This is a genomic window from Oleiphilus sp. HI0067, assembly GCF_001635735.1.
In genome coordinates this window covers 1-7,607 of record NZ_LWFI01000212.1, presented here as the reverse complement: position 1 = coordinate 7,607, position 7,607 = coordinate 1, and the positions used below count along the sequence as shown (strand labels likewise).

The 7,607-nt window shown below is 44.6% G+C and carries 8 protein-coding genes; 4 read left to right on the top strand and 4 right to left on the bottom strand.

Annotated elements, in window-relative coordinates; all coding sequences use genetic code 11:
• Positions 1-1,309: efflux RND transporter permease subunit (locus A3739_RS02775; RefSeq protein ID WP_156502283.1), on the top strand; the 1,309-nt coding region annotated here is incomplete at its 5' end.
• Between the two features lie 61 nt (positions 1,310-1,370).
• Here A3739_RS02775 and A3739_RS02770 read toward each other — a convergent pair.
• Positions 1,371-2,192 (bottom strand): SDR family oxidoreductase, encoded by an 822-nt coding sequence (locus A3739_RS02770; protein WP_068473315.1) that lies wholly within the window; start codon positions 2,190-2,192, stop codon positions 1,371-1,373.
• Positions 2,193-2,303: 111 nt separating this feature from the next.
• Complete coding sequence (locus A3739_RS02765; RefSeq protein WP_156493670.1) at positions 2,304-3,446, bottom strand: DUF2804 domain-containing protein; 1,143 nt, start codon at positions 3,444-3,446, stop codon at positions 2,304-2,306.
• A gap of 87 nt (positions 3,447-3,533) precedes the next feature.
• Between A3739_RS02765 and A3739_RS02760 the strand changes: the two genes are divergently transcribed.
• On the top strand, positions 3,534-4,049 hold the full coding sequence (locus A3739_RS02760) for a hypothetical protein (RefSeq protein WP_068473312.1): 516 nt from the start codon (positions 3,534-3,536) through the stop codon (positions 4,047-4,049).
• 8 nt (positions 4,050-4,057) lie between these two features.
• Here A3739_RS02760 and A3739_RS02755 read toward each other — a convergent pair whose 3' ends face one another.
• Together A3739_RS02755 and A3739_RS02750 are read right to left on the bottom strand one after the other, a co-directional pair.
• Positions 4,058-4,792 (bottom strand): DUF599 domain-containing protein, encoded by a 735-nt coding sequence (locus tag A3739_RS02755; protein WP_068473309.1) that lies wholly within the window; start codon positions 4,790-4,792, stop codon positions 4,058-4,060.
• 83 nt (positions 4,793-4,875) lie between these two features.
• On the bottom strand, positions 4,876-5,772 hold the full coding sequence (locus A3739_RS02750) for a cation diffusion facilitator family transporter (RefSeq protein WP_068473348.1): 897 nt from the start codon (positions 5,770-5,772) through the stop codon (positions 4,876-4,878).
• A gap of 98 nt (positions 5,773-5,870) precedes the next feature.
• On the opposite strand from A3739_RS02750, the gene A3739_RS02745 reads away from it, so the two are divergent.
• Together A3739_RS02745 and A3739_RS02740 are read left to right on the top strand one after the other, a co-directional pair.
• Entirely contained in the window at positions 5,871-6,935 is a 1,065-nt protein-coding gene (locus A3739_RS02745; protein ID WP_068473306.1) for a PLP-dependent cysteine synthase family protein, read from the top strand.
• 37 nt (positions 6,936-6,972) lie between these two features.
• Positions 6,973-7,607 (top strand): hypothetical protein (locus A3739_RS02740; protein WP_197471988.1); only part of this gene is annotated, 635 nt, incomplete at its 3' end.

The following is a 7,607-nucleotide window of genomic DNA, read 5'->3' as shown; positions in this document are numbered from 1 at the left end:
CCCTGGCGTTGAATCGTCGGTCGCTTTCCCAGGTTTGTCACCGAATGGATTCTCGATTTCTTCAAATGAAGGGATTGTTTTCGTTGGCTTGAAACCTTTTGATGAGCGGCAAAGTCCTGAGTTAAGTGCAGACGCGATTGCTGGCGCCTTGAATATGCAACTTGGTGTGATTAGTGATGCTTTTGTTGCTATCTTCCCTCCGCCACCAGTACTTGGTTTAGGGACGACAGGTGGGTTTAAAATCCAAATTCAGGACCGAGCGAATTTGGGTTATGAGCAGCTCTTCCAAGAAGCGCAGAAAGTGGTTGGGCAAGCGTGGCAAACGCCAGAGCTGACGCAAACTTTCTCATTCTTCCAAGTGAATGTACCGCAACTTGAGATTGATGTAGACCGTGAAAAGGCGAAGGTACACGGGGTTGCGATCTCCGATATCTTCGATACCTTGCAAGCTTACATGGGCTCGGTGTACGTCAATGACGTGAATTTATTTGGTCGTACTTATCAAGTGAATGTTCAGGCGGATAAGGAATTCCGTGTTGATGAAACGCAGCTTGAGCGTCTGAAAGTTCGTAATCGTAACGGGCAGATGGTGCCATTGTCGTCGTTTGTAACGATCAAGCATGGCGCTGGTCCGAACCGTGTAGGAAAGTATAACGGCTATATTTCGGCGGATATTAACGGTCAGCCGGCACCTGGATATAGCTCTGGTCAGGCGGAAGATGCGATCGTTAAGATTCTGGATCAAACTTTACCAAATGGCATGACTTACGAGTGGACGGACTTGAAATATCAGCAGATTCTAGCTGGTAACACCATGGTCTATATCTTCCCTCTAGTAGTGTTATTGGTGTTCTTGGTCTTGGCCGCACAATACGAATCTTGGTCAATGCCGATGGCGATCATTCTGATCGTTCCAACCGTTCTGTTGTCGTCGATGACGGGCGTTATTATGTGGGGCTTAACGAATAATATCTTCACGCAAATAGGGTTTATCGTGCTGGTCGGCCTCGCCGCGAAGAACGCGATATTGATCGTTGAGTTCGCCAAAGAAAAAGAGGATCAAGGAATGGAACTGCTCGCTGCAACGCTCGAGGCAAGCAAGTTGCGTTTCCGACCGATCCTAATGACCTCTATTGCATTCATTATGGGTGTTGTGCCATTAGTTTTCTCAACAGGCGCTGGTGCAGAAATGCGCGAAGCAATGGGTGTGGCTGTATTTGCGGGCATGATCGGTGTGACGATCTTTGGCTTATTGCTGACACCACTGTTTTACGTGTTAGTGCGTAAGTGGTTTGGAAAGGCTTCTTAATAAATATTGGGGTCAGAGTACTTTTACTCTGACCCCATGAATTAATAAGCTTGTAGCTTGTTTAGAACTCCGCTCCCATAATCTTGTCGACGATTCTGTGGTAACTCTCTGGCAACCATCTGCCAGCCCAATCATAAAAATACGCATCTTTACCGATCAAGATTTTCATTTTCTTGCGTTTAACGCCTTTTAGAATGGTGCTAGCCGCTTGGTCTGGTGTCGTAAACGTTAAGCGATCAAATAGTGACTTTACGTCCTTATGTTCTTGTCCAGCGTTGGTGCCTCTATAGAATCGAGCGCTGTTCACAATGTTCGTTTTGATGCCACCTGGGTGCACTGTAATTGGAGTGACCGGTGTGTTCTTGAGTTCTAAGCGTAAGGCTTCGGTGTATCCTTTAACGGCAAATTTACTGGCGTTATAGGCGCCTTGTGTAGGAATGCCAACAAGACCGAAGACGCTAGAAATATTCACAATAGCGCCGTCGCTAGAGCGTTTTAATAACGGTAGAAAAGACTTTGTGCCGTAGACTACGCCCCAAAAGTTAATGTCCATCAGCCATTCGAAATCTTCGTAGCTTGTGTCTTCAACCGTTTGCATTAAGGCAACACCGGCGTTGTTGATCACGAGATCTGCGCGACCATAGGTGTCCTCGACTTTCTCTGCAAAAGCTTCCATTTGTTCTCGTTTCGATACATCCACGAGCATGGTCATGACATCTTTATGTGGAAGAGAGAGAAGATTCAGGGTCTCATCAAGGGAGGCTTGATTGACGTCTGAGATGGCGAGCAAGGCACCCGCATCGGCAAGTTGAATAGCTAGGGAGCGACCAATGCCAGAACCCGCACCAGTGACAACACATACCTTATTTTTAAAGCTTTTCATGAGAACCCAATGTCTTGTTGTTATTCGTGTCTCCATCCTAGCACCGGCATTCGAGTAGTCACAGCGCGATGGGGATGATCCAATTTACTTATTCGGCCAAGATGATAGGGATCACCAACGAGAAAATTGGTGTTCAACAAAGCCCCATACATTCTCAATTGTGATAGTGGGCTCTCCAACTATTTCTATAGTTCCGTTGAATTTGCCAAAGATTTGATGAAAGTCAGTCGCTAATACAAATAGATTCAACTCTTCGCTATGTTTTCCCTCGGCATCAAAATTTAAATTAATGCTGCCGTCGGAGGATTGAATTTTCCATTGCCCCATTTTGTTATCACGATCATAGAAAAACTGTGTTTGAGGGAGTGCAATACAACGTGTTCCGATCCAGATGCAGTTTTCAGAGAAACCGCTCTCATTGACTCCCCAGCTGATATTCAAACCGAGAGCAGGACGACTGTTTGTTGGTGGTAAGCTAAAGCATGCCCAATTCCAGAATGTGTCTCGGCGCATATAGCCAGCAGAAAAATCGTGGTGCCCATAGCAGTCCAGTTCGCTCAAGTCGAACTCACCAAGCTCACATTTAAGTGTTCCTAGAACGGGAAGTGATGCGGTTTTTTGTGCATAAACCCAACCATTCACCGCACAAGGTGTGCATACTGATTGTGTTTGATAGTCCTTAGGTTCATGCATCCAGGCTTCAATATTAAGCTCGTTACCAAAGGAAATCCCTAAGTGCTTTCTGCGCTCTCCGTTCTCATTCAATGCATACACTTGAGATGCGTGATTCTTTCCTGATTTAAAGGTGCTTTGGTCGTTGTCTGTTCTGCAAGCCATGTTCAGCCCCGCAGCAAGCGGTGACTTGAATTGCCATGTCAGCATTTTTTTATCCGAAGGACGAAAGACGTAAGCGAAGCACGCGCCGATGTATCGAATATCTGCAAAGGCACAACCAAAGATGAGGTCTTTGCCAATAGCACCAAAATACTGAAATTGCTTGTAGGCAAAGTGTTGGCGCAGTGAACCAGCCGGTTTGCCCATAACAGTTCGGTAGTCGAAGTCTTGCCCGTTTAATTGATTCACTGGCTCGCTAAAATGGCCCAGCTCAACTTGGCCTTGATCGTTAATTATTTTTTTTATGGTGCGTTGCATGCCGTGACTAACCCTAGTTTTTGGTTGAGGGACGGCATGGTAGCGTAAATTTAAGTCATTCAGGAAGTGAAGATCGGTATGCAGTGCGTAACTTGTCCACAAATAAGAAAGTTCTTACTTGGTTTGATTTGAGCCATTGTGTAGCATTTTGGCTCTCTACTTACCTTATCGAAGAAGTTTAAAGAATTTATGGCTGTTCTCGCATCTTTATGTCGCTCTGTCCTGTTTGGTGTCTGTTTAGTTCTTTTTGCGAATGGTGCAAATGCTGAATCTAATTCTGAGACTCGCGTTGATACGGGTGCATGGGATTGGGACCTCTTTGATTATTCTGGGTGGACTCCTCGCTATACCTACCTCTACAAAGACAATCTTCTTGGCATTGCGCATTATGGCGGTCTGTCTTATTTCAACAAAGATGGTGCAAATGCAGCTGGCGCGACGTTTCGTTATGGCAAAGGTAAAAAAGGCGAAAAGTATAATATTGCGTATACCAATGGCTCATTTCATTGGGGTGTAGACTTTGGGTTTTCTTGGCACGTCTTAAATGCTGAAAACAATGGGCGTCGAATGGAAGGGATCGAACAACTCGGCTTAGAACTGGGCATTCGCTATCGTATGGTGACGATTGTTGCGACGCATACAGAAGATTATTCTTGGGCTACGTTAGGCTTTTCGCTTAATGGCATGCCATTCTTCGAATACTGACTTTCAGTCTAAAACTTAGGTGTTTGCGAAAAATCGATCGCTTTACTTTGCATCAAGGTTTTGAGTGTAGAAGATTTAAATTCTCGTTGATACAACACGAATACCACGCTTGTTGCCGCAGCCATAAATGCAATCGGGCTAATGAACCAAGCAAGTACTGAAATTGAAAAGTAATACGTTCGTAGGCCCATATTAAAATTATGCGCTGCCATCGACCCCATCTTCGCAAGTCGTTCTGCGAGTACTTTATGTTGTTTGGGGTTTTCTTCACGATAACTAACTGGCGCGCCACCGATCATCACGGTAACAAAGCCATATTGGCGCAAACTCCACGTAAACTTAAAGAAGGCATATACAAACACGACGATCAGAAGTAGGAATTTTAGTTCCCACTCAGCGCGTGTAGCAGGCATCACAAAAGGTAAGTCTTCTAATAAACTAATCGCTTTATCGGTAGAGCCGAGAATGGTGAGAAGACCTGCTAGAATCAGCATTGTGGTTGAGGCGAAAAACGAGACGCTGCGTTCTAGGTTAGCGACGGCTGTGTTATCGGCAACGCGAATATCTCGTTCAAGAAGTTCATTCATCCACTCAAGGCGCGCCAAATACAAAACGCTTGCGAGGCAAGGTGTATCTTTTACCCGGTGGCTTGCATAGATTGAGTAGCCTTTAAAACAGACAAAAAACCAAAATACAGCTATGAGATCCATCCATAGCGAAGAGACAAATTGAGTTAGTGACATAGCAGTCTATTGTGATGACTCGATATATAAATAGTAGAACACACTTTCATTAAGGTACATGTGATCGCTTGATGTGTCAGTCTTTACTCTTGAATTTCCGAGTCAGGATCTAAGTGGATCAATACATCAATATCGATAAACTCGTTTTTCAGGGCGTCTTCTACTTCATCTGCAATCGCATGGGCTTGCATGAGTGAGGTTAAACCGTCCATCACCAAATGCAATTGAACGATTTTAGTTCGGCCTGACTGACGCGTTCGAAGATCATGCACGTCGATAATTTCAGGCGGTTTTTTTGCGATTTCTATGATTCTATCTTGCTCTTCTTCTGATAGCTCGTGGTCAAGTAAATGATGAATGGCTTCGTCGCCGATATCGTACGCAGATTTTAAAATATAAATGCCAATGATCAGTGCGATGATTGGGTCAGCATTGATGATACCTTGTTGATACAAGACCAAACCGACCAAAACCCCAGCATTTGAAAAAAGGTCGGAAGCATAGTGTAAAGAGTCAGCTTTAATTGCTAAGGACCCTGTTTTGTTTGCTACGTAGCGCTGAAACGCGACAAGAACAAAAGTGATGGCAATCGAAGCGCCAACCACAATGCTGCCGATATTTATGGCGTGTAGTTCTGTCGGGTTAACTAATCGCTCAATCGAGAAAACGATCAAAAATAAGGCGGATCCAGATATAAATAATGCCTGACCTAATCCCGCTAAGGATTCTGCCTTGCCGTGGCCAAAACGATGTTCATTATCAGCGGGTGTCATGGCATAGCGTATAGCAAACATATTCAGAAGAGACGCGAGTAGATCAAGGAACGAGTCAACGAGTGAAGCGAGAACACCAACTGAGCCGGTTGAGAACCAAGCAAATATTTTTAGTAATAACAGCGTTACAGCGACACAAACTGACGCATAGCTTGCTAACTTTATGAGTTGGTCGAGTTGGTTCTTTTGTGCGGATGCATCGCTCATAAGCTTCACTATCTAGATCATTCATGTACCGAATAAGTGCGCTATAATAACCGAATCAATGACCTAGGAACATGATTCGTAACGCATAAGGAAAGTTTATGAGTTGGACGCAAAACGCAATACAAACCGTTCTCAGTGAGGCGCAAAGATCTGCTGATACGCACCTGTTTCAACTGCCCATGCCAAAAGACTATGAGGATATTCAGGTATATCTAAAAGATGAGTCAACACATCCTACTGGATCATTAAAACATCGGCTTGCACGCTCTTTGTTTCTTTATGCGCTCTGTAATGGCTATGTGCATGAAAATACCGCTGTAATAGAGGCGTCCTCAGGAAGCACCGCTGTGTCTGAAGCGTATTTTGCTCGCTTACTTGGTTTGAAATTTATCGCAGTGATGCCCGAAACGACTTCTAAACAAAAGCAGCAGCAAATCGAGTTTTATGGCGGTCAATGTCACCTAGTCAAGGGCGGTGATATTTACGGTGAGGCAGAACGTTTAGCTAAGGAGTTAGGTGGTCACTATATGGACCAGTTTACCTATGCTGAACGCGCCACAGACTGGCGAGGTAATAACAATGTCGCTGACTCTATTTTCAATCAGATGCGAAGAGAGCGATACCCTGAGCCTAGTTGGATTGTGGTCAGTGCGGGAACTGGTGGTACGTCAGCGACTATTGGACGCTACATCAAATACCGCGGAGCGTCGACTCAGTTATGTGTCGCAGATCCGAGTCATTCAGTGTTTTACGACAGCTTTATGAGCGGAGATTCTTCTCTCACGTGTTCCTGTCCATCTGCAGTTGAAGGCATTGGACGGCCTCGTGTGGAGCCGTCTTTTGTTCCAAGTGTTATTGATAAGATGATAAAAGTGCCAGACGCTTCGGCCTTTGCGTGCATGCAATTCGTGAGCGACTTACTTGGAATTAGAGTAGGCGGTTCCACAGGTACAAACATGTTTGCGGCATTTCAGTTAGCTGTGCAGATGAAAAAAGAGAATAAAAGTGGCTCAATCGTTACAATGCTGTGTGATCGGGGCGAACGTTATGTCGATACTTATTATAATGCCCAATGGTTGGAGCAACGAGGGTATGCCGAGAGTATGCCTCAAATAAAACAACAGCTTAGCCAATTTTATGACAGTGGTCAGTGGCTCCCGTGAATTTGATTCAGTGATAAGGTAAATAATGGAATTGAGCATGATTTTAAAGATGGGCATTGTTGCCTTTCTTGGATGTGGTTTGGGATATTTCTTTGCTCGATTTCGTGCAAGTAAGTCTGAACAAAGTATGGGCTTAGAAGTAGCAAAGTTAGAAGCGGCACTAGGTTTTTTTGAACAGGAAATTGAGAATCAAAAGACGGTGATCGCACGTCATGAGCGCGAAGCTGATACAAGTCTCGAACGAATTAACGCCTTGTCTGAAGAGTTAGCAACACAGCGTGAGCAATCCTCGCGCGCGACGGTAGAAACGCAACAAATACAAAAACAACTTGATGAATCAAAGCGCGAGAAGAACGAAGCGCTTGTTCGTTGTGAAAACTTAGGCGAGTCTCTTCGCGAAACTGAATCAAAGTTAGACAAGGTAACAGCCAGCTTTGATGAGAAAGAAGCGAGCTTTGCTAGAGAAATCGCTCGGTTCGAAGAGCAAAAAGAAGCACTTAAACTTCAATTCAAAGAGTTGTCGGCTGAGATTTTGGCAACAAACTCGAAGGCCTTACAAGAAGCCAATCAACAGAGTCTTTCGGCGACAATCAACCCTTTCAAAGATTCGATCGATGCTTTTAAGAAAACAGTTCATGACAATCATCGACATGAAAATGAACAGCGCGCAGC